This is a genomic window from Solibacillus sp. NPDC093137 (genome assembly GCF_050280445.1).
GTDB lineage: Bacteria > Bacillota > Bacilli > Bacillales_A > Planococcaceae > Solibacillus > Solibacillus isronensis_B.
The window spans coordinates 1,373,917-1,400,607 of record NZ_JBNNVH010000001.1; the positions used below are offsets into that span (position 1 = coordinate 1,373,917).

Below are 26,691 nucleotides of genomic sequence, written 5' to 3' on the forward strand. Positions count from 1 at the left end.
ACCACATAAAAGAATGAAATCCAATACGGAAATCATTCTTAATCTGAACTTTAAATTTTGCCTCTCTCTATTTCTGTTTCAAGCTTTGTCTGCTGTCAGCATTTTTTCCTACTATAACGCAAAGCACAACGACCATAGCTAAAATAATTGTGATCCAAGTGACCGATTCTCCTAAAAATAATACAGAAAAGCCAATCATTAAAAAAGGCTGCAAGTATTGAATCTGTCCTACTCTCGCAATGCCGCCTAAAGACATACCTCCGTACCATGCTACATAAGCTAAAAACTGACTGACTATCCCTAAATAGAACAAACTGATCCAAGCTTCGATAGGTGCTTGCAGCATACTGTCAGATAAGCCGAGGCCTACAGGAATAATAAAAAAGGGGGCTCCAATTAAAATGGCCCAAGCAATTACTTGCCAGCTGCCAAGTTCCTTAGAAAGTTTGCCGCCTTCCGCGTAACTTAATCCAAGTAATATGACCGCTGCAATCAGCGCAAAATCCCCTTTATGCAACTGTCCTAATCCTAAAAAAACAGCGTACATAATAACCGTTATTGCCCCGGTTACACTCGCAATCCAATAGCGTTTCGAAGGTCTCTCACCACCTCGCCACATCGCAAATCCAGCTGTCGCAAGCGGAAGTAAAGCCAATTCAATAGCACCATGTGAAACTGGTAATGACTTCATCGCATAAGTTGTAAATAACGGAAAAGCCAGTACAGCTCCAACAGCGACAATAAGTAAACTTTTAAATTGGGCTTTACTCGGTAAAGACTGTTTTTTTACAGTAAATACTGTTCCGACAATAATTGCTGCAATAACTGTCCTGCCTAATCCGACAATTGTCTCACCAAAATAAGGGACAGCAATGCTTGTAGCCGGTAATGTAAAACTGAAACAAACGATTCCAATAAAGCCTAATAGCATCCCTTTTTTCATGCTGATCTCCATTTCGTTCCCCCTTCACAATTGCAAAAAAATATTCCATAATTAGTTAATACGAATAAACTAATTAAATAGATTGTATTGAAAATCTGCTCTTTTTAAAATAAGGGAATTTCCCGTCTGTCATGGGACAGATAGCAAAGGAGAACTAGATGACAACTAAATATATTGGCATTTTGGAATGGGTCAAACAACAAATTATGGATGAGAACTTAAAGACAGGAAGTAAGTTACCGTCAATCAGACGGCTCGCTGAACAATTTCAATGCAGTAAAAATACGGTTGTGAAAGCATTACTTGAATTGGAAAAACAGCATATTATTTATGCGAAGCCTAAAAGCGGCTATTATGTAGTGGATGATCATCAAACATTTGACAATCAGGAAAGTGAGATTGATTTCTTATCGGCCGGTCCGGATAAAAGGATTATGCCGTATGAAGATTTCCAGCATTGCATTAACCAGGCAATCGATCATTATAAAGAACAATTATTTACTTATAGTGATCAACAGGGCCTTTTTTCTTTACGTAAGGAGCTTGCGAAGTATTTGCAACATTTACAAGTATTTGCGAAACCCGATCGACTGGTCATTACGTCCGGATCACAGCAGGCACTTCATATTCTTTCAGCCATGCCGTTTCCAAACGGAAAAAAGAATGTATTAATTGAGCAGCCTACATATTTTGGGATGATCGATGCCTTACAGGTAAACGGGGTTACAACATTCGGAATAGAAGTGACGATGGAAGGAATCGATTTTGAAAAACTGGAGAAGTTATTTCGCTCCGCTGACATTAAATTTTTTTACATCATTCCAAGATGCCACAATCCATTAGGTCATCATTACACGAATGCGGAAAAGAAAAAAATCGTCGCTCTTGCAGAAAAATACGACGTATATATCGTAGAAGATGATTTCTTGGCAGAACTTGATACAGATTTAAAGTCCGATCCTTTGTTTGCATATGAACCTAATGAAAGAGTCATTTATGTTAAGAGCTTTTCCAAAGTATTTTTGCCTGGACTGCGAATCGCAACAGCAGTTCTACCTGAAAAAATGATTCCCTCCTTTGTGCACAGTAAATTCAGTGCAGATTTCAATACATCGCCTCTTTCACAGGGGGCTTTGGAAATCTATTTAAAAAACGGGATGTTTCAATACCATTTAGAAAAAGTGAAAAATTTATATTCAACTAAAATGAATCTATTATTAGAGGCTTGTTCTTTGTATTTACCTTCCTATGTACAATTTACAAAGCCCAAAAGCGGTTTTTACCTCACCATCTTCTTGCCTTCCGTTATTGATGTCGATAAATTGATCTACATGCTTAATGAAAAACATGTTTATGTAGATAATGCTTCAAGGATGTTCTTAAGCGAAAACAGACAGAAAGCAATTCGTCTAAGTATTTCACAAGTAAACGAAAACAAAATCCATCTCGGTATTCAGCAATTAGCCGCTCTTATAATTGATCTATATGAAAAACGGAATTATAATGCGCTCTCGTTTAAAGCGTATCTTTAAATTCATTAACAGTATTCAATATAAAAATGCTCGGTTCAATTTAGAACCGAGCATACGTCCACCTGAAGCTAAGAATTTATTTTACTTCTTCCACTTGATCAACAGTTGCTTTCACGCGTTTGAAGCCTACCTTAATCGCATTCACATATTCTTTAATCACTTTCTGAGCAAGTTCTGATTGAGGGTTCAATGATTCAAAACCATGGTATGCGCCAGGATATAAGTGGAATTCCACATCAACACCTGCCTGTGCCAATTTAGATACATACGTAATTGTTTCGTCACGGAATGGATCCAATTGCCCAACACATGTATACGTATATGGAAGATTACGATAATCCTCTGCTCTTGCCGGTGCAGCATAAATCGGTACATCATGCCCGTGCAAGTCGCCTAAATAGCATTTCCAGCCAAAATCATTCGTTTTTTGGTTCCAGATCATACCTTCTGTAATTTCGTTCGCAGAAGGTGTATCGTTGCTGTCATTAATCATCGGGTAAAGCGGCATTTGGAAACAAATTGAAGGATACTCACGGTCACGCGCTAGCAATGTTAAACCGGCTGTCAAACCACCACCAGCACTTGCTCCAGCTACGCCAATACGATTTTTGTCGATTTGCAGTTCTGCTGCATTGTCTGCAATCCATGCCAGCGCACTATAGCAATCTTCAAGCGGTGCAGGATAAGGATGTTCCGGGGCTAAACGGTAATCAACGGAAACAACGACACAGTTTGCTGTCTCTACAACTTGTACACAAAGATGATCATTTTCTTCAATGGAACCTAATACATAACCCCCGCCATGAATCCATAGTAAAACCGGTAATTCCTGATGCTGGTGGGCTGGTTTATAAATACGAACGCGGATTTCATTATCATCAATGCCATTAATTGTTTTATTGATAATATTCACTGTTTCAGTGCTCGTTAAAGGTAGTACCGCCTGTGCCATACCTTCACGCATAGATTCCAAGTGTTCTACTTTAAAATCAAAGTCCGTAAATGATTCTAACCCGGCTAAAAATTCTGGATTTACTCGTTTGATCATCTTCATTCCTCCATGTCTCAAAAATTAAACTCACCCTACTAATCTATTCGTTTAATTAAATGAATAGAACTCAGTAACCTTGAAAATTGCTGCTTAAAACAAAATTTGAAACTTTTCCCATAACCAATCGTAAATGAGTTAATACACATATAGGGGGTGATCTCATATGAAAAAGTATTTATTTTCCGCTACTCTTATTTTTTTATTTTCTTTAATCTTAGCAAGTTGTTCAGAAGAGACGAACGGCTATCAATCCGATTTAAAGGTTGAAGCGGAGGACTTACATGGATACTCTTTTGCGAACAATGAATATCAAATTTACTTAAACGATCATCACATGCTTATTACGGGGCGGCTCCCTTATAGTATAGAAAACAGTAAATCCATCATGACTGATTTCCTAAACGATCAGGGAAAAAAAGCCGGTGATACTGTATTTGAAGAATACGATGACGTAAAAATTACAACAAAAAATAATATATACACTATTTTAATTGAAGGCTTTTCAATGGAATTTATGAAGTTTAAAGAACATATTCTTGTAGATGAATATGGTATGGAATATATTTTGAATCAAGTGGAGTAATTTAAACTAATAACGAAGAAAAACACGGATAATCTCCAGGATTATCCGTGTACTTGTATTATTTCATTATTTCCTCATACGCATCGATAATGAACCGGATTTCTCTTGTGACCTTTAAATCTTTTACACCATCCATTGCATATAAAATATCGCGCTTTGCGTTTTCTTTGTCCCCTAGCTTGAAGTAGCATAATGCCCTTACAGCAAACGCCAAGTACATCATCGACAAATCAAGCGGGTGCTGATTGTATTCTATTATTACGATATCTTTCAAAGTTTGCAATGCTTCTTCATACCGCTCAAGCATGTAGTAGGCATAGCCATATTGACCATTAAAGAAAATGTCCGCGCTGTATGAAAAGCCTTCTAATACAAAACTTTTTTCAAATCTGGTCGCAACCGTTTTCTCGTAATCTTTTTCGATTTGATTTGTATATAGAAGCGTAACTAGCTGCTCCATGAGTGTTTCATTCGGGTCTTCCATAATTTCTGCAAATGCCCGTATTTTCTTTAAATAATAATAAGCCTTTTCCCCTTCTTCTTTTGAACAGTGAATGAAAAACAAAAAGCGGTAAAAATCATTTAACCGATAGACGATTTTCTTTTCTTTTGCTAATTTTAATGCTCTATCCAAGTAGTTCTCCATTTGCAAATCATCATTCAATGCTGCATAGGAAACCGTAATGTTATAGTATAAATCGAGTTTTTCAAGGTCGTCTATCAAATCACCGTATTTCTCGATATACTTTTCCCCTTCATGTAAATAGCGAAGCCCTTCCACATAATCATTTTCCAGAAACTTAATGTTTCCCATGCGGGCATAAATCTTCAATATTTTTGAGTAGCCATGTACTTGCTCATACATTTTGATTAACTTCGCAAAAGGTTTTTCCGATAAATCCATTTTCGCAAAGTAGCGCATTGTTAAATACACTTCGTAAATGCGTACTTCCTCAAAAGTAGCTCCTTTAAGACTGCCGTTTTCATAAAATGGATGGATAAGATGATACAGTTCGAGAACTTTTTCGTTTATTTTTTTATCATCATGCTCCTTATTAAGAGCTAAACGTTTTATTTCAACATCCCGGTATAAATCTTTCATTTGCTGATGATTTTCGGTTTGCATGAGCTCGGAAACATCGATGTCGAGCTGTTTTGCAATATGCTGAAGGCTTTCCATAGATGGCTGTGCCTTCCCGTTTTCAATCAGACTGAGCATCCCTTTTGTAATTCGGTCTCCTGCTACTTGGGCAAGCGTCATTTTACGCTCTTTTCTTAGTTCTTTTATTTTGGCACCAATATTTAACACGTCGTCACCTCATTAAATATAGTTTACCAAAAATCATATAAAAGGCGAATGATTTAACCAAATTAAACATTTTATATATTTTTACATTTAATCCCCCGAATTTATTTTAATTAAATTAAACTTTCGTATTGCATTTTAAAAAAGCCTACCATATAATAAGTTTAATTAAATTAAACAAAGGGGTTTTATTTATGAATGAACAGCAGAAATTAAAAAAAGCAACGTACCATTTATACACGTTTCTAATAAGTAAAATGATTGGTGCGCTTGGATCACATGTTTACAGCTTTGGAATCAGTATGTATATTTTATCGATGACAGGCTCTTCGCTTAGTTTTGCGACAAATATTATTTTAAGCTACTTGCCGCGAACAATATTTTCACCGATTGCAGGTCTCTTAGGGGATCGTTTACCAAGAAAGTGGCTTGTACTCGGCGGGCAAGCCGGAGTTATCCTGACAGTAAGCGGCTTATTGTTTTACACGCATGAATTTGGATTATCACTAATCGCAATTTATATCGCAACAGTGTTCAATAGTATTTTCAGTACTTTTTCCGGTGTAGCGTTTTCCGCATCGATTGCCAATCTGGTCGATGAAGCTCGACTGCAAAAGGCGATGAGCTTTAATCAGTTGTCCTATTCTATTTCGGGAATTGGCGGACCGATCTTCGGCGGGATGTTATTTGGTTTTGTATCGATGGAAATGTTCCTCATAATCTTCATCTGTGCTGCTGTAATCACACTTATGTTGGAATCTACGATGAATTTTGTTCTTTATAAGAAAGAAACAGTAAATGAGAATGCTGAAAACGAATCGATGTTTGAAAGTTTCAAAGCCGGTTTTCGTTATGTCAATTCAAAACCGATTATAAAAGCAATTTTATGGACTGCACTTTGGTTAAATTTATTTTTCACAGCAATCAATGTTGGCGGTGACTATATTTTATTGACGATTTTGAAGTTAGATCCAAAATATATCGGTTTTACAGAGGCTGGTGGTGCAATCGGGGTTTTAGTTACATCGGTTTATTTTGCATCAAGAACAAACGTCAAATTTCCTTTACTTACAGTTAAACGATCCGTGTTCGGCTCGTCTGTTGTTGTCATTTTATCGGCACTGCCGCTCATGATATCATTTTCGGCAATGATGAATTTCGTCTATTATTTAATCATCATGTTTTTATTCGGAGCATTGGGTGTTATTACAAATACTCCTCTTGGCGTGTTGATGCAAACTTCAATTGAAGAAGAGTATCGGGGGCGTGTTTTTGGGATAATCGAAATGATGGCGATGAGTGCTATGCCTGTCGGTACACTAGTCTTTGGAATTTTATATGAATTCATTCCGGCACAATATATTTTAATCGTCAGCGGGCTGATCTTAATTGGTTTTGTTTTATTATTACTTCGCCCTTCAATACTAGAAATGGCTCACCCTGAACTGAAAAAGGTAAAGCTAGAAACAGAACCAGTAACTGAATAATATATATTTTCTCTAATTAGAGCTAATTTTCTATGTTAGCTCTTTTTTTTATTTGATTTGAACCTATATAAGTTTGATATACTGTCAAAGTTTCTGTACAATTTATATTGTAATAATTTTCATATTAGAGAGGCTGATATCGTTGAATTTCCACAACTATTATTTTATTCCAGAAGGTAAATATTCAGAATTTCAGCAGCTCCTATCAAATAACCCATCTCTGGACGTTCAATTAGAAGATTATAATCAAGGTTATAATTTTTATTATCAATTTGTTTATAATCTGTATACATATTTAACTACGGAAGATTACGTATTAATAATGGATGATCACATACGTTTTCACTATCCTTTTCAGTCTTATCTTCATGAAATAATCATTAAGCAATACGAGCTACAGAGATTTAAAATGAGAAAAAGCAATGATACATTAATTTGTTTAATATTTTCTGTTCTTCTAAAAAGTAAATTAAAGCAGACAATACAAAACATTGTTGAGGAAACCGGTTTCGAATCGGAATTGCCATTGGAGTTAATAAACTTTTACGACAACAATCTCATTACATCCCCATCCAGTCAGACCGTCAATCATATTCATATTCAGTTCCTTCAACGATTAAAAGAACAAATTTTTGTCGGCACTTACTTCAGTCAATTGATAAAAGATACTATTGACCGTACAAATCGGTATTATTTAATACATCAAAAGGAGTTTTAATATGCATACTCGTTCCGATACACCATTACATCATAGTTTGAACAACGAATTGCGATTGTTCGAACGCTCATTCACACGGAGCATAAAGCAATTTAAAACTTTTTATGCGAACAAACAGTTTGATGAAGCATTTGAGCAGCTTCAATTTATTTTGGCAGTCATAGAAAGATCCAACACCCCGGAACATGTGACAGAAGCGCTAGTTTGCTGTGTTAATTTTGCTTCCATCGTCTCTTCTATTCCACAAAGCGATATGCTGATCAACTCAATCATTCACACTATTGATACAGATTCTTTCCCTCAAAATTTGTCTATGTGCCACTATTTATTAAGCATCCATGCACTTGAAAACAATAACAATCAGGAAGCGGTTCAATATGCTAAAAGTGCATACTTTTATGCTTTGGAAATGAAAGAGGACCGATTATTTTATGAATGTAATGCCCAGTTACAGCTCGTGACCGCTCTATTGGAAAGCGGGAGTTTTGAAGAAGCTAAAAAATATATCGACCAGTTCAACTGGTATATTGAGCATTGTAAAAACGATACGGAAGTTGTTTTTGTCCATTCTATTCAGGCAAGTACTAACTTCTTAAAGCAAAATTACGAAATGGCCATTTTTGCAATGTCTTCGTTGTTAAAGAGATTTAACGAATCAAACGAAATTATGTATACGTCGTTTTTAGCACGGCATTTTTATCGGATTATCAAGAAACATCCTGAGGCGAACTTGCTATATAGCGATCTATTGACATTTTGCGAACAAATAATTGAACGTCATAAGTCATATATTCCTGCTGAACTAAAAATGACTCAAAGTGTTTTGATTTATAACTCAAGGCAGTTTTATCAACTTGCCAACATCTTTTTTACAGAGCATATTAAAGAAAATAACCTTATTTCAATGTATAAATTAGAGCTTAAAAGTCATATGAATTTCAGGGAATTATTTAAGTTGATTGACAGTGAATCTGCCAACAATCAGCTCATTATCTACCCTTACAGTGAACAGAAGTTTTTACTGATCACAACAGAAAAATATAAAAATGTACTGATGGATAATAGGCACTTTAAAAATAATGTAATTTATATCGGTTCTGCAGAAAATACCGAACAAAGAAGTTTTTACGAATTATATAGTGAACTGAATCTATTAATCGTCGGTCATAAATAAAGCCGCTTCAATTAAAACGCTGTCTAGCAATAACTAGACAGCGTTTTGGCGTTACATACAAATCGATTTTTCGATTAGCGTGATTCTTTCGGTGGCTGGCACACTTCACATTTTTGCTGCTTGTTTTCTTTGAACTTTTTCCAAGGTTTTTGGAATGTGTTCCCACAGGCACATTGGAAATCTAATTTTTGTGAAAAACCTTTAAATTCTGTTGATAATAATTTTGTATCTGTATTCTTTTCTACATATTCACGAATAGAATGGATTGTCCATTTTTTTGACATTAACTACACCTCCACAAGCTATTTATTATAGCACGAAAGTTTATTATTTCCTTAATTAAATAACCAATCTACCACAAAACCGAATCCTTTAAACGCAAAATAAAGTAAAAGAAGACCAACAACAATAAATCCTAGGCAACCAAATAATCCGGAAAACATAAACAGTTTAATATTCGGTCCTTTCCGATTGCCCCACTCTTCTTTTTTATCGCTCGTGACAGAATTGACTGTACGGCAATTCGGACACTCCTTAATATATGTTCTTTTCTGTTGTTTTCTCCCGTTAAATATTTGTATTTGCGACGAAAAACGATCCTTAGAAAAGTCTATTATCATTCGTTCTTGACAATTTCTACATTCAATTTCTACCTTTTTGCCATCCATGATTACCAACTCCTTTTATTTCGTTCTTAACGCAATGATACCTGTAATGAAAATTTTTCAGGCGTATATACATATGGTAAAGGCATCTGCCTATGAATAGGAGGAATATAATTGCAAAATGGTTCGGATTCTACACCTCTTTAGAAATAATCGCAGCCAGGCTTGCCTATGCAGGTGCTGCTGTTACAACGATTGGCGATGTGTTTGTCTATGATTTCTACAGGAATTTCATTAAAGCTGCTTGAGGAGCAAAACGGACAGCAGGCTTCGGCTTCGTATGGCAGTGAATCTGATTTTAAGCAAATGCAAGATGAAACCGATAAATTAATTCGGGAACTTCGGGAAATAAGGAAAATGATGGGTACACCCTAATCCCGATTAAACAAATACTTTCTTGAATCTGCTTCAATCCGTCGTTCACAATCATCACAATTTATGCTCGCTTGTCGATTTATTTTAAATTGCTGATATTTTTTAGTGCCTTCCATTAATTTGAATGGCTTCCGGCAATATCGGCAAGTTGTCTCATAAAAAAACATTTCTGATTCATTCCTTCCGCAAAATCTTTTTTTATTATAACTTAAAATGAAAAAAACCTATTGCGGGAAGTAAAAGTTTCTTCGCAATAGGCTTTGTTTTATGATTTTAATAATTTAACCGTAACTGTTTTTCGTCCCCAATTTTTAGCTGTCGATTTTTTACTCATGAAGAGGTCGATTTTCTTTCCTTTAATGGCACTGCCAATATCACCTGCAACTGCAATTCCATAGCCTTCCACCCAAACTTTAGAGCCAAGTGGAATGATTTTCGGATCAACTGCAATAACCTTCAAACTAGGGTTTTTACGTAGGTTTAAACCCGTTTTCGTGATTCCTGAACAGCCTTTGCAATTAGCAGTGTAAGCTGTTGCTGACATTTTAATCGTCTTTTTTACATTAGATGGATGTGTAGCAGATTTTTTTGTTGTCGTTGCTGATTTCTTTACAGCGGGTTTATTTTTAATATGGCTTGGTAATTTAAGGACTTGTTTAACTTGTACTTTTGTTGTCTTTAAATCATTCAATGCCATGAGTTCTTTTACTGATGTATCATATTTCTTTGCAAGCATTGTTAAATTCTCGCCTTTTTTAATTGTATGTGAAGCTGCCTCTGACGTTCCTACAAAAATAAATGTGCTTGCGATCATAACTGCAATAAATGCTACTAATTTCTTGATCATACTTGAATATTTCCCTCCAGAAAAAGTGTCGTGAAAAATCTTTTTGATTCAACATGAACTAGCATAACCTTTCAATATTTCAGTAACATGACAACTTCATACCGCCTATATTACAATTCGATAACAAAAAGTCGAATTATGTCGATAATATATTACAAATATCTGAATTAACTTAATAGTCCAACTTAATTAGCCCTATTTTTTTACAATTTTCTCATGACTTTTTACCCTTTTTAAACCTAAAAGTAAAAAACTATCCTACAGTAACAATTTATGCTAATATATTTTTTGTTTTGATTTAAACAATAGAAAGAGTGAACTGATTGGAAAAAAGCACGAAGGAATTAAGTTTATTTAAGTTAACTTGGCCATTATTTTTAGAGTTGTTCCTATTTATGCTGATGGGGTTAGCAGATACATTTATGTTAAGTGCTGTGTCGGATGATGCAGTAGCAGGCGTAGGAACAGCCAATCAATATATACAAATAGCAATTTTAATATTGGGGGTAATCGGTACAGGTGCATCCATTGTTGTTTCGCAATATTTAGGATCTCGCCTAATTGCAGAAGCATCACAAATCGCAGCATTATCGGTAACACTCAACCTACTCGTCGGTTTAGTCATTAGCGGGTTATTTATTTTGTTTTCCGATTTTTTAATGAAGATGATGAATCTGCAGGGTGCTGTATTGGAAGCAGCCCAAAGCTACTTAGTCATAGTCGGAGGATTTATATTCGTTCAGGCTTTAATTACTTCCATGTCTTCAATTATTCGTGTACAAGGCTGGACGAAACAAACGATGTATGTGTCGCTTGCGATGAATATTGTGCACGTTGTTTTAAACTATATTTTAATTTTTGGTAAATTCGGAATGCCGGAACTTGGTGTGGAAGGTGCAGCGATATCTTCTGTTATTAGTCGTGTGCTCGCCGCGGCTGTATTTTTCTGGCTTTTATACCAGGCATTAGAAGTCCGTATCGAATGGGCAGATTATTATAGATTGTCTAAAAACTATATTTCTAAAATCCTAAAAATCGGGGTTCCATCTGCGCTTGAGCAGGTGCTCTACCAGACAAATCAAATCGTCCTTCTCTATTATGTAACATTTATAGGAGCTGAGGCATTGTCAGCGCGTCAGTATGCCGTGAATATCTCGATGTTTACTTATCTTTTCGCAATGGCTATCGGGATGGCAACAGCTATTTTGGTCGGCCGGTATGTCGGAGCAGGCGAGAAAGAACTTGCCTATAATAAAGTATGGTTTGGTGTAAAATCGGCGTTAATTTTTACATTGTCAATGGTCGTAATCATCATCCTCTTCAGAGAACCATTCATGGGCCTCTTTACTGATAATGAAGAAATTATTAAAATCGGGGCGAGTGTACTGTTATTAAGTATATTCCTGGAGACAGGACGTACGATTAACATTACAATCATTAACTCATTGCGTGCTTCAGGGGATGCCGCCTATCCTGTCCGTATTGGATTCGTTTCCATGATTGTCATCGGTTTATCTCTAGGTTATTTATTCGTCTTCGTTCTTGATTTAGGTCTTGTCGGTGTGTGGCTAGCTATTGCATGTGATGAATGGATTCGTGCAGTGCTCGTTATTTTCCGCTGGCGCAGTCGAAAATGGGAACGCTATGCGATTGTTGGTTCAGATAAATAGCATGAAAAAAACATCCATTTCCTAATGAGGAGCTGGATGTTTTTTTGCTGTAGGAAACCATTAGCACTTACACTTGCACGGCAGAATCGAAAAAACGCCTTCCGTAATTTTTGCGAAGGCGTTTTCCATTATTATTTAGATGATTCTTCAGTTGAAGCAGCCTCTTCAGTTGAAGCTTCTTCTGCTACAGCTTCATCAAGCTCTGCATTTTCTTCTGCAAGCAATGCTTCTTCAGCTGCACGACGTTTTGCTTCTTCAGCTGCTTTTTTTGCCGCTTCTTCAAGTGGTTTGTTGACAACACCTAAGCACCAAATAAATTCTTCCCATGCCATGTTCCAACCTTTGAAAACTTCTTCAGAGTCGTCCCATTTCACCGAATAAGCGATCCCATCTTCAGTTTTTACAATAGATAGTGATAAGTCCGCTCCAGCACGGTCACTTAATAATTTAATTTTGCCCTCTTCATCAAAGCGTTCATCGATATTATCCTTTTCTGTGAATGAACGGCTTTGCGCAATTTCAAATAGAACATTACTATGAATTCGGTATTTATTTTTTTGCATTCTTTTCCCAACTTCCATTATTGATTCGTTACTTGTACTATCTTACAACGTTTTAAAAAAATTATCGCGATTTTTTTCAGTTTAGCACTTTAAATTATTTTATCACAAGTCGGTACAGTTAAACCACTAACTATTGCACAAAAGAGAACATATATTCCTTGTTTTACGAAAAAAATATAAAAAAACCCGTGAAGTCTTTAAAACTTCACGAGTTTAAAAATATAATAGAGCCTAGTAGTAATACGAACCACTATTTCGCTTTTCTGCAATTACGTAAGCAAGCTCAATAACAGATTTAGCCAGCTGTGCATATGTTACTTCCTTTTTCGGCTGGAACATCGATTGTTCCGCACCTTGAAGTCCTAACACATGGGAAATCGCCACATATCCGATTTTTTTCGGATCGACATCAGCCGCATCTTTAATCGTTAACTGATAAATATCCCGATGCTTTGCTGCTTGTTCAAGTCCAAGTGCACGGATGTACCAAACGGCTAATTGCTCATTTGTTACTTTTTGGTCGATGTTCAATTCGTCTTCCAACGGATTTAAAATGCCTAAACGTGTTGCTGTTTCCACTACATTATAGTATGGGTGATCCGGATTGATATCATCGAACGACACTGGTGGCTGCTCCTGGCGATATGCATAATAATCCTCATAGAAATAAGTGATGGATTTTATAATTGTTTGAAGCGCCTGCCCTTGTGAAATGGCCGTATCAGCATTGAAAGTTTTCGGATCCTTCACTTCAATTGCACCTGCCTGGATTAAATAGTTCAGTTCCTTTTCGGCAGTCGGATGAGTAACTTTCACTTTTTCAGTTTGTGCATATGGGCTGATAATCTCGCCACTGTTGGCATCAATCTGGTAGTACTCTTGTCCATTAACCGTCGGCACATAAACAAGCTCGTATTTCCCATCTTCATTTTGCAGTCTGTGGTAAACTAGCTTAACATCCAATGCATCAGCAAACAGTTTCTTCGCTTCTTCGCTTGAAACTGATGCAGCAGCATCTGGCCATTCCTCAATATCTAATGGATAGCGGTAGAATGATTTTAATTTCCCTTCATCATCAATTGTTACCGATAGACTGTCCCCATTTACAATCAGTCCATTTTTAATTCGAGGGAAATTCACATAGTGCACTTTCGATTCTTTATCATAAACCGGATCTGTATTTGCCTTTGCATATTCATGTACGGATGTAGGAGCAAGTTCCTTCACATATTTTTCCGCTGCTGCTAGGACTTTATCTTTATCCAATCTTGGTACTGTGTTTTCCGTTTCATCATCTTCAAACGGCATTGGGCTATAGAAGTCAGAGTATGAAATGAGTTCCCCTGTATTTTTATTGAATTCAATCGATGAGCCGAATGAACCGTTTCGGTAACGGTATGAATAAGAAACACTGATTACGGCTTGGTCATTCATTTCATGTTCATAAGCATGGTCGATTGTGAATTTAGTTGTGTTCCCCTGGCTTTCTACTAACTGTTTTGCAATTCCCTTAGCGTCGTCAATTGTAATTGGCGATGGTGCTTTTAATTGTTTAGGAGCAAGCGGTTGTAATGCTACCTTGCCATTTAAAGAGTCCACCTTGCCCGTAGCTGTTGCCCATTTATTCGATGTTGCATGCAATCCAATTACATTTGGCGCTGGCAAGTAAACAAGTTTTACAGAAGGTTTTGAAGATGTTAGTGAATAATCAAGCGAGTACTGCAATGTCAGATTTAACTGATCTTTCATTTTTTCAAGCGCATTTTCTTTTGTCACAACATTTGTCGCTTCTTCAAACGACATGCGTTTTTGATCCGGGCTCATTTGTGTGAAATACTGGATTTTGCCGTCGCCAAGTACACTCACTACAATTGATTGATCCTGGATAGGAATATTTTTTTCAGTTGAAGTGAAGTTGTAGTTATAAGTGATTGGCTCCGTAATTAAGCGGCTGAAATAACTAGGTGTTTCAGTTGATATCACGTAATTGGATGACGAGGCCACCTTTTTAACAAAATCTTCCGCAATTTTACGTCCTTGTTCTTCTGATATTTTACCTGGGAATAAAGCATCCTTCACACTTGCAGGACTGAAATATAAATACTCTATTTCAAGATTGTCCGATCTGAATGAAACACTGCCGCTTTCCATTTGTTTATTAACTTTTTTCTGGAATGTTAACTCGTAGCGCGTCGTCAAATCATCGGCATAATGATAACTCATTGATGTCATTTGGAAATCACTGTTGGAGTATCCAGCAAACATATCTGGTAATTTCGTTTTTAAAACTTGGATCAGTTGTTCTTTTGTTACACTCTCATCTGTCATCGCTACATAGATGGGTACCCTTTCTTCTTTAGGGTTCACAGATGCCTCTGCAAGAGCAGGACTGGCAAGCAATCCTAGTGAAACAATCGACATGCCTAAAGCGGTTGTCCATTTTTTCATAATAAATTCCTCCTTTTATGTTCTCTTTATTATACGCCTAATTATTGGCAATAGTTTCAATATATTGTTTATTTAATAAAATTATTCCTTTTTACCCAAGAATCGATGGAGAGATTGTGTTCAAAAGTGAGTCATGATAGAATCTTTCAGAGGTGAAGTTCGTGAATATTGTAACAGCAGGAATGCTTGTATCATTTTCCGGCATTATAGTCGTTTGTTTAGGTTTGTTTGGCATCCTACCTAACACTAACCAAACATTGAATTATGTATTTATCGGCATCGGATGGGTGTTCATTCTAATTGGTATCGTCATCCGTATTATCGGTATGAAACTTGAACGGAAAAATAAATAGGAAATCCCGAGTACCACTTTAAGTACTCGGGATTTTTCCATTTGCATATTCATTATTTAAATAAGTTCCTCTTCAAGCAAATAATATTTTGATCCGTATATTTCCACTTCATAGGTAATGATTCCAGCTGTACTTATATGAATATTAGTAATTTCCCCTACTTTATTGATAATATGGGCTTCATAAAATTTGCGATAATGATAAGTTTCACTATCCAGTTGTTCATCGATTAAGATTACCTTCACAGTATCCATCAATTGAAACTTCGGCTGATGCTGTTCAAACTCCAGATCAAATAAATTTAGCTGCCGCAAAAAAATTCACCTGCCAACATGTATTCAACAATTACATTCGACAAGTGAATTTAATTTCCTTTATTTAGGTGAAACGTATATAAAATTGATGCAAATCAGCTACATTAATCCTGCATTTTTGGTAATGGCAAAATCGTTTCATTATTTTTCTGCTCTGGCTTTAAATAAATGACAAGTTCTTGCTGGTATGTACCATTTTCCAGTAAATAATGATCAAGTGTATGGCTGTCATACTGATAGTTGCCAAATGGAAATGAAACACTTTCGCCTTTTACAGCAGCTAGCAGTCCCGCAACATCATTACTGACCATTTGCAATACTTCTTCAGCCGTTTCTGTTAATACAAATACAACATTCATCTTTTTACTCTCCTATACCCCTATAAATAGTGTCGCCTGCGCAATGGCAATGTAAAACGCCGGGTCCTGTACCGGTGCTTCATCCCAAACAACCAGCTTAACTGAAAACATATCCGATTGTTCATTATAAACAGCAAGCCACCTTGCGATAACCTCGTCATTTATAATAAAGTTGGACCAGTCTTCCATTTCTTTATCAATTTTCATTTTAAATTTATCGCTTGAAATAAAAAGTTCGGGAACGCCAATACGCCAGTTTTCATAATTAATGATATATTTTTCGTTTAGAACAAAATCTTTCCCTTCAAACCACACTTTCCCGCGTCTGAAAATCTTCTTCACCTCGAACAATGATTGTCCATCATTACGAAGCACCGCGTATTTCAAAAAATAGCGATGATCGAAATAGCCGTCCAGCAGTTTTTTCAAACCGTTATCATAAATACGCTGAACTTTCAGGATTTGCTCCCCCGCTTCATTATAAACAGGCTGCTGTACCGTAGATTTAATATCCCCTAATACTTCGTACGTATAAGTCTGCATTGATTTCCCCTTAATAAATAATCTTAATTTTATTGAGTATCCGTTGTAAAAAATTTTGCTTTTCATCAAATTTTTCACGTTTAGCTAGTGCCTCATCCGGATGGTCGGTAATGACGCCATTTACATTTTTCTCATAAAATTTCTGCATATCCGACTCATCATTAATCGTCCATACAAACAACTCCATACCGCGCTCTTCAACCTGCTTTTGAATATTTTTCGTTGCAAAGGACTGTTCTACTGAAATAAAGTCTGCATTTGATTCCGGTAACTTACCGTATGCGATAGAGTATATATGACCGGTATGAATCCGGGGTTCCAGTTCTTCCAGCAGTTCCATTGTCGGTAAATCCGGTGATTGAACATAATGATAATCCAAGGCATCATATTCATCAAGCTGATCAACAAAGCGCTGCAGAAAGTCTTCTGTTTCAAAACCATGTGTTTTCAGCTCAATAAGCAATTTTATATTTAAATCACGACTCATTTCAAGCACTTCCTCAAATGAAGCAATCGTGTCGCTAAACCCATCCGCCAAAACAGTTGTTGTGACTAATTCATTCAGCGTTAAATCATAGACAATATCATCTTCACCTGTCAAACGTGTTAAAGATTTATCATGATAAACAACGAACTCCCCATCCTTCGTTTGCTGAATATCGATTTCCACTAAATCCGCTTTTGCTTCTTTTGCCGCCTCAATCGCATTCAATGTGTTTTCCACACCACCATCCATAAAACCTCGATGGGCAACGATATTTGTATCAGGTTCGTAAATCGTTTTTTCCAAATTGATCAAATTAAAACCGCTCACAAGGAAAAACGCGAATACAACAATTATAAAGGTCCATTGACGAATCGTTTGTCTAAATGGTTCTTCCTGAACAATTAACGGTTTATGGCGTGTTAACTGAAATGCTACCATAACGATTAACTGAGTAAAGAAAACTTGCAATATTGTAAAAAACAGGATGATGATCCCCTGTGCGAGTGTTAATGTAAAGCTTGCGGTAACAAGTCCCCAGCTCGGTTTAAAACTTTCAATGATAAATAGCGGTGTCAATATTATGAATAACGCGAACAATAAAAGCGTTAAATTGACGATAACAATAAGCCCGATCATACCGACTGTCTCAAATAATTTTCTTTTCGAAAACTGCCAGCTCATTTTTAATGCTTTAAATATTGTAACCTCTTGGTAAACCGTAAAAAATGGCCATGTAAAAATAAAGCGTAAGCTTATAAAACTCAATATAATTATTAGCACAACATATAAAATCGTGCCATTACGAGAGTTCAAAAGTTCATCTATAATAAAGCTTGGTATATTTATATTTTGAATCAATGAAACTGGTAATAATGATGAAATAAGCGGGATTAATAATAGTAGGTATACAACAATCAGTAAGGTCTGCAAACTGATAAAATAGACAACCTTCTGATTTAATCGTTTTAAGAGCTCTTTCCATGTGTATGGAATCGCACGCTGCTGATAGTATGCCAGTAGAATTAAAAATCCTAATTCATAATAGATGAATAGAATTCCGATAAAAAAAATGATCCCTATTCCAAATAACGCAAACGGATGTGTCAGTAAATAAAGGATACTGTCTTGCGTAATTACCTGCACCCCTGTGATATCCATGACAATCGTTGTTATCAGCCAGATGAGCGGCAGTAGAATAAATGCCTGCACAATCCGTAATATCGCAAACGTCCGTATATAATCGACTCGATAATAATATAGATTTCTGAAAATTAGTTTAATAACTCGTTTAATTCTGTCCACAAGACTTCCTCCGACTATTAAATTCTATCTCTATTTTGGTTTTTCTTTATATATTCCTTCGTTTGAAGCAATGTATTTGTAAATACTTCTATTGGCTCCACCCCTCTGATTCCGTAATGGTCTTCAAAGACGAAAAAAGGAACACTTGATATTTGCAGCTGCTGTGCCTCATATCGATCCAGCATTAGCTCTTGAGTGAATTGTCCTTCCCTTATTATTTTTTGTGCCATGTTTCGGTCGATGCCAATCTGTTCGCAAATGGCCAACAGTGCCGCGCTGTCATTTAAATTAAGACCTTCCGAAAATAAATGTTCCATCACAATATCTACAAATTCCAGTTCTTTTTCATAAAGTTTTGCGAGCTTAGATAAACGATGGGCATTTTTTGTATTGGCCAGCACTACCTTATCAAAGTTGAATAAGACTCCTGCATCCTGTGCATGCATCTCCAACGCTTCCATAAATTCTTCCGTTTTACGGAGATCATTGTTTTTCTTTTTAAAGATTGTGTCGACATAAGGTATTGTTTCCGTCTTTGAAGCAGTAGGATTTAGTTCGAACGCCCTGTAAACGACTTCCGTTTCCTCACCTAAATTTAACTGCTTAATTGCTTGGAATAATTTCGTTTTTGCGATATAACAAAACGGACAAGCAAAATCGGAAAAAATTTCTATTTTCATATTCTCTCCCCCTAATAATTATGTATTTATCCCTCTATTCTATGGCTTTTTTTATACAATACCCAAAAATTCAAAGAAAAAAGCCGAACCCAACATGGATTCGACTAAATATTATCTAAAATGAAGTAATTGCTGCAAAAAATTCTTCATAAAGTCCCTTTAAAATTTGATCTTCAAATTCCGAACGAACGCCAAACACAAGACTAACTTCCGAAGAACCTTGATTAATCATTTCAATATTCGCACCTGTTGCAGAAATAGCAGTTGCAGCACGTGCTGCCAAGCCTGTATTATGGCGCATGCCTTCCCCGACAATGACAATCATTGAAAAGTTATGGCTGAATTGAACATCATCTGCACATAGTTCATTTTTAACGCGTTTTACAATACGCTCTTCAATTTCAGTTGTCAGCTGGCTTGAACGCATAATAACTGAAATATCATCTAAACCAGATGGTGTATGCTCATAAGAGATGTTTTCTTCTTCAATAATTTGAAGAAGCTTGCGGCCAAAGCCAACTTCTCGATTCATTAAATATTTTGATACATATAGAATTGAAAAACCACTGTCTGCGGAAATCCCTGTAACCGGGCGATTTGTTGCCGGACGAGTTGGTAAAATTAGCGTCCCGGATGCAGATGGGTTATTTGTGTTTTTAATATTGACCGGAATACCTTGTTTATAGACAGGCATTAGTGCTTCATCATGGAATACGGAAAAACCTGCATACGATAATTCACGCATTTCGCGATACGTAATTTCCTTAATATCAACTGGATCATTTACGACTTTAGGATTAGCAGCGAAAACGCAGTCTACATCCGTAAAGTTTTCATAAAGCTTTGCCCCAACGGCAGATGCTAAAATTGAACCTGTAATATCCGATCCACCACGGTCAAATGTACGTAATACGCCTGCTTTTGTATAACCGAAGAATCCAGGGAAAATAATAATCTCCTCTGTATTTTTCAATACACTTAAGTTTTCGTATGCTTCTGGAAGTGCATACGTACGTTCCGGGAAGTCATTTAAAATTAACTTATCTTTTGGACTTACATATTTTGCCGGCATACCAATTGCATTAAAATAACACGCAATCAGTTTTGCGTTGTTATCTTCACCGCTTGCTTTTATATTATCTAAGAATAAGTCTTTGTCTGACCAATTTTCTGTCACACGCCCGCGTATATCCTGTTCAATAATATCTGAAATTGTATTGTCTAAACCAAGATCTTCAGCGATATTACGGTAACGATTTACTACAGCCTTAATTTTTGATTCAACATCACCCTTATTAATCACGGTGTTTGCTAAATCTATTAATAAATCCGTAACTTTAATATCATCACCTGAACGCTTACCAGGCGCAGAAACAGCGACAATCTTTCTTTCAGGATTAGACTTCACAATGCTTGCTACTTTTTTGATTTGTTCTGCACTCGCGACAGATGTGCCGCCAAATTTACATACTATCATCTCATCATATCCTTACTCTCAAAATTGATATTTGTACTCACCGAAAAAACATTTGACTTTACACAGTGTACAAATTTATCCTATTTCAGTCAAGACTATTCAGTAAATTCATTAATCTATTTAGTCAAAATACGAATAATTCGTCATTTTGTCAATATATTATATGAGATTTTTATAAAAAATGATATTTATTTGTTCAATTTTAGAGCATCTTTACAATAAAAAAATAATTATATCCTGTTAGGCAAATGAAGTGACAAAATAGTTAAACAACCTTCCCTACAATCCATAGTAATGAATAAATGTTTGTTCCCCCATTCGACTGTAAATTAATCTATAATTATTACAATAGGAGTTGTAATTATTATTAGTAGGAGAAGGATATATGAAAATAGTAATTGCAGAAAAACCAGATCAGGCAGCAAAATTGGCTGCCCCATTTTCATTCACTAAAAAGGCTGGTTATTTTGAAGTTAAGCAAAACACTTACTTTCCAGAAGGTGCTCTCATTACATGGGCGATCGGTCACCTCTGTGAATTGAAGGCCCCGGAAGAATATAACCCTTCCTGGAAGAAATGGACGTTGGAAACATTGCCGATCATCCCAGACCGTTTCGAATATAAAGTTACTAAAACAAAATATAAGCAATTCAATATTATAAAAACACTCTTGAAAAGACCGGACATTCGGGAAATTATTATTGGCGGGGATGCGGGGCGCGAAGGCGAGCTTATAATACGTACGATTTTAAAAGTATGCGGTGTGAATAAACCGATGAAACGATTATGGATATCCTCTTTAACGGAAAATGCGGTGAAAAACGGATTTGCAAACTTATTGCCGGAAGAAAAAACTAAAAACATTTATTTTGAAGCATTAAGCCGCTCCTGTGCTGATTGGTTAATCGGTATTAATACATCCAGATTGTACACGGTGCTCCTTAAACGTAATGGAGTAAAAGATGTTTTCTCCATTGGAAGAGTACAAACACCGACATTAGCGCTCATCGTAAAACGGGAACATGAAATTGCGAACTTTAAACCTGAACCGTTCTGGGAAGTGGAAGCGGAATTTAATTTTAACGGCAAAATACTAAAAGCGAAATGGCATAAAAATAGCGTGACAAGGCTTCTAGAGGAACGCCAGGCAATTGCTGCCGCCAATTTTTGCATCAATAAAAACGTAGAAATTACGAACATCAAAAAGGAAACGAAGGAATATGCGCCACCTCTTTTGTTCAATCTGTCTGCCCTACAGGCAACAGCAAACAAAGCGTTTAAATTTTCACCACAAATGACGCTCGATATTTTACAGAAGCTTTATTTAAAAGGTGTCGTTTCCTATCCTAGATCAGATTCCCAATTTTTAACGAATGAGGAAGCAAAAACATTGCCGGCCATTCTCGATCAGCTAGGTAAGTTAGATCAATATAAAAATCTGTTGCCTCCACCGAAAACTTCACTTATGAACAATAAACGGTTCGTGAATGAAAAAAAGGTAACCGATCACCATGCCATTATTATTACTGAACAAGTTCCGAATATGGCAAAGCTCAGTGCCGAGGAAGCAAAAATTTATGATTTAGTTGCAAGGCAAGTCATTGCGGCACATTACAATAATGCCGTATTCTCCTATACAACGATTCACTCACTTGTCGATAATCGTGCTGAGTTTATTTCTAAAGGAAAAGTATTGCTGGAGGAAGGTTGGCGCAAAGTCATTCATCATTCAAAAGATAGTGCTGACAAAGATGAACTGCTCCCCCTTCTTCAGGAAAATGAGCAAGGGACAGTTGTAAAAGCGAATGTAAAGAAAGGTGAAACCCAGCCGCCAAACCGCTATTCTGAAGGTAATTTAATTACTGTCATGAAAACAGCAGGCAAACATTTGGAAGATGCGGAACTGGAAAAGGTTTTATCGAAAACAGAAGGGTTAGGTACGGAAGCGACACGCGCCGGAATTATCGGCACACTGAAAGACCGGAACTATATCGAAGTGAGGAAAAACCAAGTGTTTGCAACGACGAAAGGAATGCTGCTCATTGAAGCACTAGGTGAAAGCATTTTAACGTCCGCTTCAATGACAGCTAAATGGGAGCAGCGCCTTTCTGAAATTGGTGAAGGGAACGCATCTCCACAAGTATTTATGGAACAGGTAAAAAAACTGGCAGATAAGTTGATAGTTGATGCCGGCGAGCGGGAAAAAGAATGGGCATTCAATCAAAATGATGTAGAGAAAATTACCGAAAACAATCCATATACGAAAAAGTATAACAAAGTGAAAACTGTTGTCGGTAAATGCATCCTTTGTGATGGATCCATTGTCGACCACGGTACTTTTTACGGCTGTTCGAATTATAAAAAAGCCAGCTGTAAATTTTCGGTTTCCAAAAAAATACTCGGAAAAACAATTACACAAACGAATCTGAAGAAATTATTGGCTTCCGGTGAAACAGACTTGATCAAAGGATTTAAAAAAGGCGGTAAAATCTTCAACGCCCACCTCATTTGGGATGAGAAGGAACGAAAGACAAGTTTTAAGTTTACAAATACAAAGTAATCAACTTCCTTTAAAAGATAGCCCCCCGAAAGTTAGTGTCGAACATTTAACTTTCGGGGAGATTTTTCTTTTCTTTAATCATAATTTAACTTGTTATCATTTCTGTATTTTAACCATGCATCTATTTCTGTTTTAATAAATCTTTTCTGATTATCGAGCAAAAGGTACGGGATAAACTGATAAGTATCATAGCTGCTTAATCCCTCCCTTTGCCAATCATCATGCGAGATAATAATGTCAATGGATTGCTCGCTTATTTGAAGATATTCAGCAAGCTGGGTCATTGTCATTAAATCAGGTATAGAACTGGTGGCAATTTCTGTACCTTCATCAATATTAGTTGTGTTCGAAGCTGTATTATTTACTATAAAAGCAGCTATTATGATGGATAACCCCAACAGTACTATCCCAATTAAATATGTTGATTGTCTCAAATCAGTGCCTCCTACTTAAATAAAATGTGAAAACGCTATTTTTCTACTTGATAAGGCATCTATTACAACTATCATTTTAAGGGTAATTGGATTGTTTCTGATTGACTGTTCCACTTTATTGTCGCTTTAAGTTCTGATCCTTCCGTTGCATTCGAACAGCCATAAGGCAGAAAAAACATGCCATTTTCATCTAAAGAAATGGAGGCCCCTTCTTTATTATCAACACTAAACTCCAATTGCTCTGGCATCGGATCATTACCTAGGTATTTTATATAGCCTTTAGTAGAATTGCAGCCATTATCATCTGTCACTGCATATTGAACTCTCCAATTTTCACTTTCACCAAAAAACACATAATCTTTTTGTATGCAGGCAGATAAAAGAATAGCACTAAACAATATTAGTATTCCTATTTTCGAACTAACGAGTTTCAATACAACACCTCCACAGTCCAGATCTCAGTATGGCTTACTCCTTGATGAAACCAATCACTCGATCTATGTAACTCTCTAAAGGTTCATTAGTATCTACAACAATATATGCACCTTCATTAGGTTTCTTACTATTTTCAATAGTAAATTTAAATGTTTCTTCTGAGCAAGCCGCTTCAATTTGACTAACCATTTTATTTCGATTTTTTAATCTATTATTAATTTCTTGAAAATCATTCAGATAACACTCAACGTATTTGTATGTGACATTATACTTTTTTGACAATCTTATGCCTCGATCCACCATTTCCTGATAAAGACAAGGACTATCTAAAACGACATTTTGTCCTTGTGATAAATGAAATTCCACTAATGACCAATCAACATTATAGGCAATTTTACCAACAAATTTTTTCTCTATTGAAATTTCTTCAAATGACGATAATAATGAAGATTTTACAATGTCATGATCTATTATGACTGCCCCTGTTCTCTTTGCAATATGTCGAGAAAGCGTCGACTTGCCGGACCCCGGGAATCCGGACATTTGTATGAAAAACATGTTTAACAACTCACTTTTTCGTAATTTTATTAAACTATTAAGTTTCCAAATATTCTGTTGGGAGTTTCCTTTCACTTATGCCCTTTTCCCAAAACACACTGTACGCCTTAGCATCAGGTCTGGAACTTACAATTTTATGGATTTCATGCCCTTTATAATGGATCGCAACCCCATCATCAACAGCAATTCCTGATTGTATTTTTTTGGACTCAATCAGTTTATGATATGCAGGTCTTCTTTCCGTTTCTCCATCATAATGCGGACAGTTACTCCCCCTTAAGAATCCCAGGCAGGTTATTGGTTCAAGTCCATCCCCAAAGGAGTCTGTCACCCCCTGTTCAAACCAACAGATTGCCCCTGCGCTTAACCCAGCTAAAATAACCCCTTCCTCCCAAGCTTTTCTAAAAATAATGTCTAATCCCCAATCCTTCCACACAGCTAAAAGGTTTTTCGTGTTTCCCCCGCCAACATATAAAATGTCTTTCTCTAAAATGAAATTTTCCAAATCCCGAGTTGGCGGGCTAAATAGAGATAAATGTGATGGGTCGCAATTTTGTTGATTGAAAAAATTGTAGAACCTGGATATGTATTGTTCAGAATCTCCACTAGCTGTAGGAAGAAAACAAATTTTCGGTTTTGCCGTATCCGCTTGTTTTAAGATATAACGATCCAATAAGGGGTTATCAGGTTCCATTGAAAAGCCCCCACCGCCCATCGCAATTATTTGTTTCATTTTCATTTGTGTACTCCTTTCAGTTGTTTATATGTTTTATATATTGCCATTTGGTTTTCAGTTGCTACTCACCTCTTTCAAATTTTATATTATTAAAAATGCGACGATTAATCCTACAGGAATCATTAACCAAAGCAAAATATTGCTTAATATTATTTTTAAATAGGAAGAATTTTTTAGTTTATTTATAGAAACAGAATGACACATGATAAGTACACTAAAAATCCATAGCGGTATAATTAAAAAGAATTCGGGAGTTATTGAATCCGTCTCTCCTAATGCTCCTGCTGCAAAGAACCAGGAAATCAATAAAACAACAAATCCACTGACAATTACATTTCCTATTATAAGAGTTTTCTTCATTTCTCTCCTTCCTTTCATTGGAAATTTCAAACCACTTAATCATTAATATTCTATAATGTTCGTAATAATCCCTTTGGTTCCTAAACAATGATTAGGAGCAACGTTATGAAAAAGGTTACACCTTTGAAGATATGCTGCTTTGAAATATATGTTCAAACGTCATCTGAAACCATTAACAGCGCCGTTGACCAACAGTCTCCCTCTTTCGAGATAAATATTATCTCAATGTAGAAAATATTAACATTCCAATGTTATACTAATGATACAAAAAGGGGGATTTATTTCATGGTAAAAAGAAAGCGGACGATATTATGGATCATACCAATCGGGGTAATTGGTGTATTTTTTTACTTTTTCGGTCCACAAAAAGCCGTAACAGATAATGACTATATTACATATGTTCATGCTACACCCGTCATGGAAAATAGCGATACTACAATAGAACAAGCCCTCAAAAACTATTGTGAAGAAAGCAGCTGGGAGTATTTCCAAACAAAAATGATGGAGCATGTTGTGGAATTTAAAGGGAAATGCAAAGTTGATAACAAAGTACAGCCTGTTAATTTACAGTATGTTGTTGAAAAAGGACAAACAGATTACCGTATTGGGGCAATGCTTGTTAATGGCGAACAGCAATCCGAAGAGCAGAGAACAGAGTTTTTGAATATAATCCAATAAGATATTACAAAGTGGAAACTTCATAAGCTTCCACTTTTTTTATCCCAAAAAAT

29 protein-coding genes are annotated in these 26,691 nt (G+C 36.2%); 10 read left to right on the plus strand and 19 right to left on the minus strand.

Annotated features, from left to right (window positions below; genetic code table 11):
• Positions 1-67: 67 nt before the first annotated feature.
• Positions 68-955 (minus strand): DMT family transporter, encoded by an 888-nt coding sequence (locus ACQKN3_RS07080; RefSeq protein WP_427710451.1) that lies wholly within the window; start codon positions 953-955, stop codon positions 68-70.
• Positions 956-1,101: 146 nt separating this feature from the next.
• Between ACQKN3_RS07080 and ACQKN3_RS07085 the strand changes: the two genes are divergently transcribed.
• Positions 1,102-2,475: a PLP-dependent aminotransferase family protein gene (locus tag ACQKN3_RS07085; RefSeq protein ID WP_427710453.1), complete on the plus strand. Its 1,374-nt coding sequence runs from the start codon at positions 1,102-1,104 to the stop codon at positions 2,473-2,475.
• Between the two features lie 76 nt (positions 2,476-2,551).
• Here the strand turns inward: ACQKN3_RS07085 and ACQKN3_RS07090 are convergent, their stop codons facing one another.
• The gene (locus ACQKN3_RS07090; protein ID WP_427710455.1) at positions 2,552-3,523 is read right to left on the minus strand and encodes an alpha/beta hydrolase; all 972 of its coding nucleotides are present in this window, start codon (positions 3,521-3,523) and stop codon (positions 2,552-2,554) included.
• Positions 3,524-3,689: 166 nt separating this feature from the next.
• On the opposite strand from ACQKN3_RS07090, the gene ACQKN3_RS07095 reads away from it, so the two are divergent.
• Complete coding sequence (locus ACQKN3_RS07095) at positions 3,690-4,109, plus strand: hypothetical protein (protein WP_427710457.1); 420 nt, start codon at positions 3,690-3,692, stop codon at positions 4,107-4,109.
• A 58-nt stretch (positions 4,110-4,167) separates the two neighbouring features.
• Here the strand turns inward: ACQKN3_RS07095 and ACQKN3_RS07100 are convergent, their stop codons facing one another.
• Positions 4,168-5,418: a helix-turn-helix domain-containing protein gene (locus ACQKN3_RS07100; RefSeq protein ID WP_427710459.1), complete on the minus strand. Its 1,251-nt coding sequence runs from the start codon at positions 5,416-5,418 to the stop codon at positions 4,168-4,170.
• A gap of 191 nt (positions 5,419-5,609) precedes the next feature.
• On the opposite strand from ACQKN3_RS07100, the gene ACQKN3_RS07105 reads away from it, so the two are divergent.
• From ACQKN3_RS07105 to ACQKN3_RS07115, 3 genes are all read left to right on the plus strand, one after another.
• On the plus strand, positions 5,610-6,902 hold the full coding sequence (locus ACQKN3_RS07105; RefSeq protein WP_427710461.1) for an MFS transporter: 1,293 nt from the start codon (positions 5,610-5,612) through the stop codon (positions 6,900-6,902).
• 142 nt (positions 6,903-7,044) lie between these two features.
• On the plus strand, positions 7,045-7,620 hold the full coding sequence (locus ACQKN3_RS07110; protein WP_427710463.1) for a hypothetical protein: 576 nt from the start codon (positions 7,045-7,047) through the stop codon (positions 7,618-7,620).
• A gap of 1 nt (position 7,621) precedes the next feature.
• On the plus strand, positions 7,622-8,794 hold the full coding sequence (locus ACQKN3_RS07115) for a hypothetical protein (RefSeq protein WP_427710465.1): 1,173 nt from the start codon (positions 7,622-7,624) through the stop codon (positions 8,792-8,794).
• Between the two features lie 74 nt (positions 8,795-8,868).
• Here the strand turns inward: ACQKN3_RS07115 and ACQKN3_RS07120 are convergent, their stop codons facing one another.
• Positions 8,869-9,078 carry a hypothetical protein gene (locus ACQKN3_RS07120; protein WP_241368462.1) on the minus strand — a complete coding sequence of 70 codons (210 nt, stop codon included), beginning with the start codon at positions 9,076-9,078 and terminating at the stop codon, positions 8,869-8,871.
• A gap of 51 nt (positions 9,079-9,129) precedes the next feature.
• Complete coding sequence (locus ACQKN3_RS07125) at positions 9,130-9,462, minus strand: redox protein (protein WP_251688632.1); 333 nt, start codon at positions 9,460-9,462, stop codon at positions 9,130-9,132.
• Positions 9,463-9,630: 168 nt separating this feature from the next.
• Between ACQKN3_RS07125 and ACQKN3_RS07130 the strand changes: the two genes are divergently transcribed.
• Positions 9,631-9,834 (plus strand): hypothetical protein, encoded by a 204-nt coding sequence (locus ACQKN3_RS07130; RefSeq protein ID WP_427710467.1) that lies wholly within the window; start codon positions 9,631-9,633, stop codon positions 9,832-9,834.
• A gap of 265 nt (positions 9,835-10,099) precedes the next feature.
• On the opposite strand, the gene ACQKN3_RS07135 is transcribed toward ACQKN3_RS07130, so the two are convergent.
• Positions 10,100-10,681: a 3D domain-containing protein gene (locus ACQKN3_RS07135; RefSeq protein WP_427710469.1), complete on the minus strand. Its 582-nt coding sequence runs from the start codon at positions 10,679-10,681 to the stop codon at positions 10,100-10,102.
• A 323-nt stretch (positions 10,682-11,004) separates the two neighbouring features.
• On the opposite strand from ACQKN3_RS07135, the gene ACQKN3_RS07140 reads away from it, so the two are divergent.
• Positions 11,005-12,351, plus strand: a complete 1,347-nt coding sequence (locus ACQKN3_RS07140) for an MATE family efflux transporter (RefSeq protein ID WP_427710471.1) — start codon at positions 11,005-11,007, stop codon at positions 12,349-12,351.
• 131 nt (positions 12,352-12,482) lie between these two features.
• On the opposite strand, the gene ACQKN3_RS07145 is transcribed toward ACQKN3_RS07140, so the two are convergent.
• Together ACQKN3_RS07145 and ACQKN3_RS07150 are read right to left on the minus strand one after the other, a co-directional pair.
• Complete coding sequence (locus ACQKN3_RS07145; protein WP_251688640.1) at positions 12,483-12,914, minus strand: homoserine dehydrogenase; 432 nt, start codon at positions 12,912-12,914, stop codon at positions 12,483-12,485.
• A 231-nt stretch (positions 12,915-13,145) separates the two neighbouring features.
• Complete coding sequence (locus ACQKN3_RS07150) at positions 13,146-15,362, minus strand: YcdB/YcdC domain-containing protein (protein WP_427710473.1); 2,217 nt, start codon at positions 15,360-15,362, stop codon at positions 13,146-13,148.
• Positions 15,363-15,523: 161 nt separating this feature from the next.
• Between ACQKN3_RS07150 and ACQKN3_RS07155 the strand changes: the two genes are divergently transcribed.
• A complete protein-coding gene (locus ACQKN3_RS07155) occupies positions 15,524-15,715 on the plus strand; it encodes a hypothetical protein (RefSeq protein WP_008408460.1) in 192 nt (63 codons plus the stop codon).
• A gap of 56 nt (positions 15,716-15,771) precedes the next feature.
• On the opposite strand, the gene ACQKN3_RS07160 is transcribed toward ACQKN3_RS07155, so the two are convergent.
• From ACQKN3_RS07160 to ACQKN3_RS07185, 6 genes are all read right to left on the minus strand, one after another.
• Positions 15,772-16,029 carry a hypothetical protein gene (locus tag ACQKN3_RS07160; protein ID WP_427710475.1) on the minus strand — a complete coding sequence of 86 codons (258 nt, stop codon included), beginning with the start codon at positions 16,027-16,029 and terminating at the stop codon, positions 15,772-15,774.
• Between the two features lie 104 nt (positions 16,030-16,133).
• Complete coding sequence (locus ACQKN3_RS07165) at positions 16,134-16,388, minus strand: hypothetical protein (RefSeq protein WP_008408462.1); 255 nt, start codon at positions 16,386-16,388, stop codon at positions 16,134-16,136.
• A gap of 12 nt (positions 16,389-16,400) precedes the next feature.
• A complete protein-coding gene (locus ACQKN3_RS07170) occupies positions 16,401-16,931 on the minus strand; it encodes a tubby C-terminal domain-like protein (RefSeq protein WP_427710477.1) in 531 nt (176 codons plus the stop codon).
• A 10-nt stretch (positions 16,932-16,941) separates the two neighbouring features.
• On the minus strand, positions 16,942-18,720 hold the full coding sequence (locus ACQKN3_RS07175; protein WP_427710479.1) for a glycerophosphoryl diester phosphodiesterase membrane domain-containing protein: 1,779 nt from the start codon (positions 18,718-18,720) through the stop codon (positions 16,942-16,944).
• Positions 18,721-18,737: 17 nt separating this feature from the next.
• Positions 18,738-19,400, minus strand: a complete 663-nt coding sequence (locus ACQKN3_RS07180) for a DsbA family oxidoreductase (RefSeq protein WP_427710480.1) — start codon at positions 19,398-19,400, stop codon at positions 18,738-18,740.
• Positions 19,401-19,515: 115 nt separating this feature from the next.
• Complete coding sequence (locus tag ACQKN3_RS07185; RefSeq protein ID WP_251688654.1) at positions 19,516-20,877, minus strand: aspartate kinase; 1,362 nt, start codon at positions 20,875-20,877, stop codon at positions 19,516-19,518.
• A 385-nt stretch (positions 20,878-21,262) separates the two neighbouring features.
• On the opposite strand from ACQKN3_RS07185, the gene ACQKN3_RS07190 reads away from it, so the two are divergent.
• Positions 21,263-23,437: a DNA topoisomerase III gene (locus tag ACQKN3_RS07190; RefSeq protein WP_427710483.1), complete on the plus strand. Its 2,175-nt coding sequence runs from the start codon at positions 21,263-21,265 to the stop codon at positions 23,435-23,437.
• Between the two features lie 74 nt (positions 23,438-23,511).
• Here the strand turns inward: ACQKN3_RS07190 and ACQKN3_RS07195 are convergent, their stop codons facing one another.
• From ACQKN3_RS07195 to ACQKN3_RS07215, 5 genes are all read right to left on the minus strand, one after another.
• The gene (locus ACQKN3_RS07195; RefSeq protein WP_427710485.1) at positions 23,512-23,871 is read right to left on the minus strand and encodes a Clp protease ClpB; all 360 of its coding nucleotides are present in this window, start codon (positions 23,869-23,871) and stop codon (positions 23,512-23,514) included.
• Between the two features lie 71 nt (positions 23,872-23,942).
• Entirely contained in the window at positions 23,943-24,305 is a 363-nt protein-coding gene (locus tag ACQKN3_RS07200) for a hypothetical protein (protein ID WP_427710486.1), read from the minus strand.
• Positions 24,306-24,339: 34 nt separating this feature from the next.
• Positions 24,340-24,864, minus strand: coding sequence for an AAA family ATPase (locus tag ACQKN3_RS07205; RefSeq protein ID WP_427710488.1), 525 nt, complete (start codon positions 24,862-24,864; stop codon positions 24,340-24,342).
• A gap of 37 nt (positions 24,865-24,901) precedes the next feature.
• Positions 24,902-25,597, minus strand: a complete 696-nt coding sequence (locus ACQKN3_RS07210) for a Type 1 glutamine amidotransferase-like domain-containing protein (protein WP_427711633.1) — start codon at positions 25,595-25,597, stop codon at positions 24,902-24,904.
• A gap of 84 nt (positions 25,598-25,681) precedes the next feature.
• Entirely contained in the window at positions 25,682-25,960 is a 279-nt protein-coding gene (locus ACQKN3_RS07215; protein WP_427710490.1) for a hypothetical protein, read from the minus strand.
• Positions 25,961-26,245: 285 nt separating this feature from the next.
• Here ACQKN3_RS07215 and ACQKN3_RS07220 point away from each other — a divergent pair, with 285 nt between their 5' ends.
• A complete protein-coding gene (locus ACQKN3_RS07220) occupies positions 26,246-26,638 on the plus strand; it encodes a glucosamine 6-phosphate synthetase (RefSeq protein WP_427710491.1) in 393 nt (130 codons plus the stop codon).
• The last annotated feature ends 53 nt before the right edge of the window (positions 26,639-26,691 follow it).

Coding starts and splice junctions, on each gene's coding strand:
- ACQKN3_RS07080 (WP_427710451.1), bottom strand. CDS start 955: ATGGAGATCAGCATGAAAAAAGGGATGCTATTAGGCTTTATTGGAATC.
- ACQKN3_RS07085 (WP_427710453.1), top strand. CDS start 1,102: ATGACAACTAAATATATTGGCATTTTGGAATGGGTCAAACAACAAATT.
- ACQKN3_RS07090 (WP_427710455.1), bottom strand. CDS start 3,523: ATGATCAAACGAGTAAATCCAGAATTTTTAGCCGGGTTAGAATCATTT.
- ACQKN3_RS07095 (WP_427710457.1), top strand. CDS start 3,690: ATGAAAAAGTATTTATTTTCCGCTACTCTTATTTTTTTATTTTCTTTA.
- ACQKN3_RS07105 (WP_427710461.1), top strand. CDS start 5,610: ATGAATGAACAGCAGAAATTAAAAAAAGCAACGTACCATTTATACACG.
- ACQKN3_RS07115 (WP_427710465.1), top strand. CDS start 7,622: ATGCATACTCGTTCCGATACACCATTACATCATAGTTTGAACAACGAA.
- ACQKN3_RS07120 (WP_241368462.1), bottom strand. CDS start 9,078: ATGTCAAAAAAATGGACAATCCATTCTATTCGTGAATATGTAGAAAAG.
- ACQKN3_RS07125 (WP_251688632.1), bottom strand. CDS start 9,462: ATGGATGGCAAAAAGGTAGAAATTGAATGTAGAAATTGTCAAGAACGA.
- ACQKN3_RS07130 (WP_427710467.1), top strand. CDS start 9,631: ATGCAGGTGCTGCTGTTACAACGATTGGCGATGTGTTTGTCTATGATT.
- ACQKN3_RS07135 (WP_427710469.1), bottom strand. CDS start 10,681: ATGATCAAGAAATTAGTAGCATTTATTGCAGTTATGATCGCAAGCACA.
- ACQKN3_RS07145 (WP_251688640.1), bottom strand. CDS start 12,914: ATGCAAAAAAATAAATACCGAATTCATAGTAATGTTCTATTTGAAATT.
- ACQKN3_RS07150 (WP_427710473.1), bottom strand. CDS start 15,362: ATGAAAAAATGGACAACCGCTTTAGGCATGTCGATTGTTTCACTAGGA.
- ACQKN3_RS07165 (WP_008408462.1), bottom strand. CDS start 16,388: ATGAATGTTGTATTTGTATTAACAGAAACGGCTGAAGAAGTATTGCAA.
- ACQKN3_RS07170 (WP_427710477.1), bottom strand. CDS start 16,931: ATGCAGACTTATACGTACGAAGTATTAGGGGATATTAAATCTACGGTA.
- ACQKN3_RS07180 (WP_427710480.1), bottom strand. CDS start 19,400: ATGAAAATAGAAATTTTTTCCGATTTTGCTTGTCCGTTTTGTTATATC.
- ACQKN3_RS07185 (WP_251688654.1), bottom strand. CDS start 20,877: ATGATAGTATGTAAATTTGGCGGCACATCTGTCGCGAGTGCAGAACAA.
- ACQKN3_RS07190 (WP_427710483.1), top strand. CDS start 21,263: ATGAAAATAGTAATTGCAGAAAAACCAGATCAGGCAGCAAAATTGGCT.
- ACQKN3_RS07205 (WP_427710488.1), bottom strand. CDS start 24,864: ATGTTTTTCATACAAATGTCCGGATTCCCGGGGTCCGGCAAGTCGACG.
- ACQKN3_RS07210 (WP_427711633.1), bottom strand. CDS start 25,597: ATGAAACAAATAATTGCGATGGGCGGTGGGGGCTTTTCAATGGAACCT.
- ACQKN3_RS07215 (WP_427710490.1), bottom strand. CDS start 25,960: ATGAAGAAAACTCTTATAATAGGAAATGTAATTGTCAGTGGATTTGTT.
- ACQKN3_RS07220 (WP_427710491.1), top strand. CDS start 26,246: ATGGTAAAAAGAAAGCGGACGATATTATGGATCATACCAATCGGGGTA.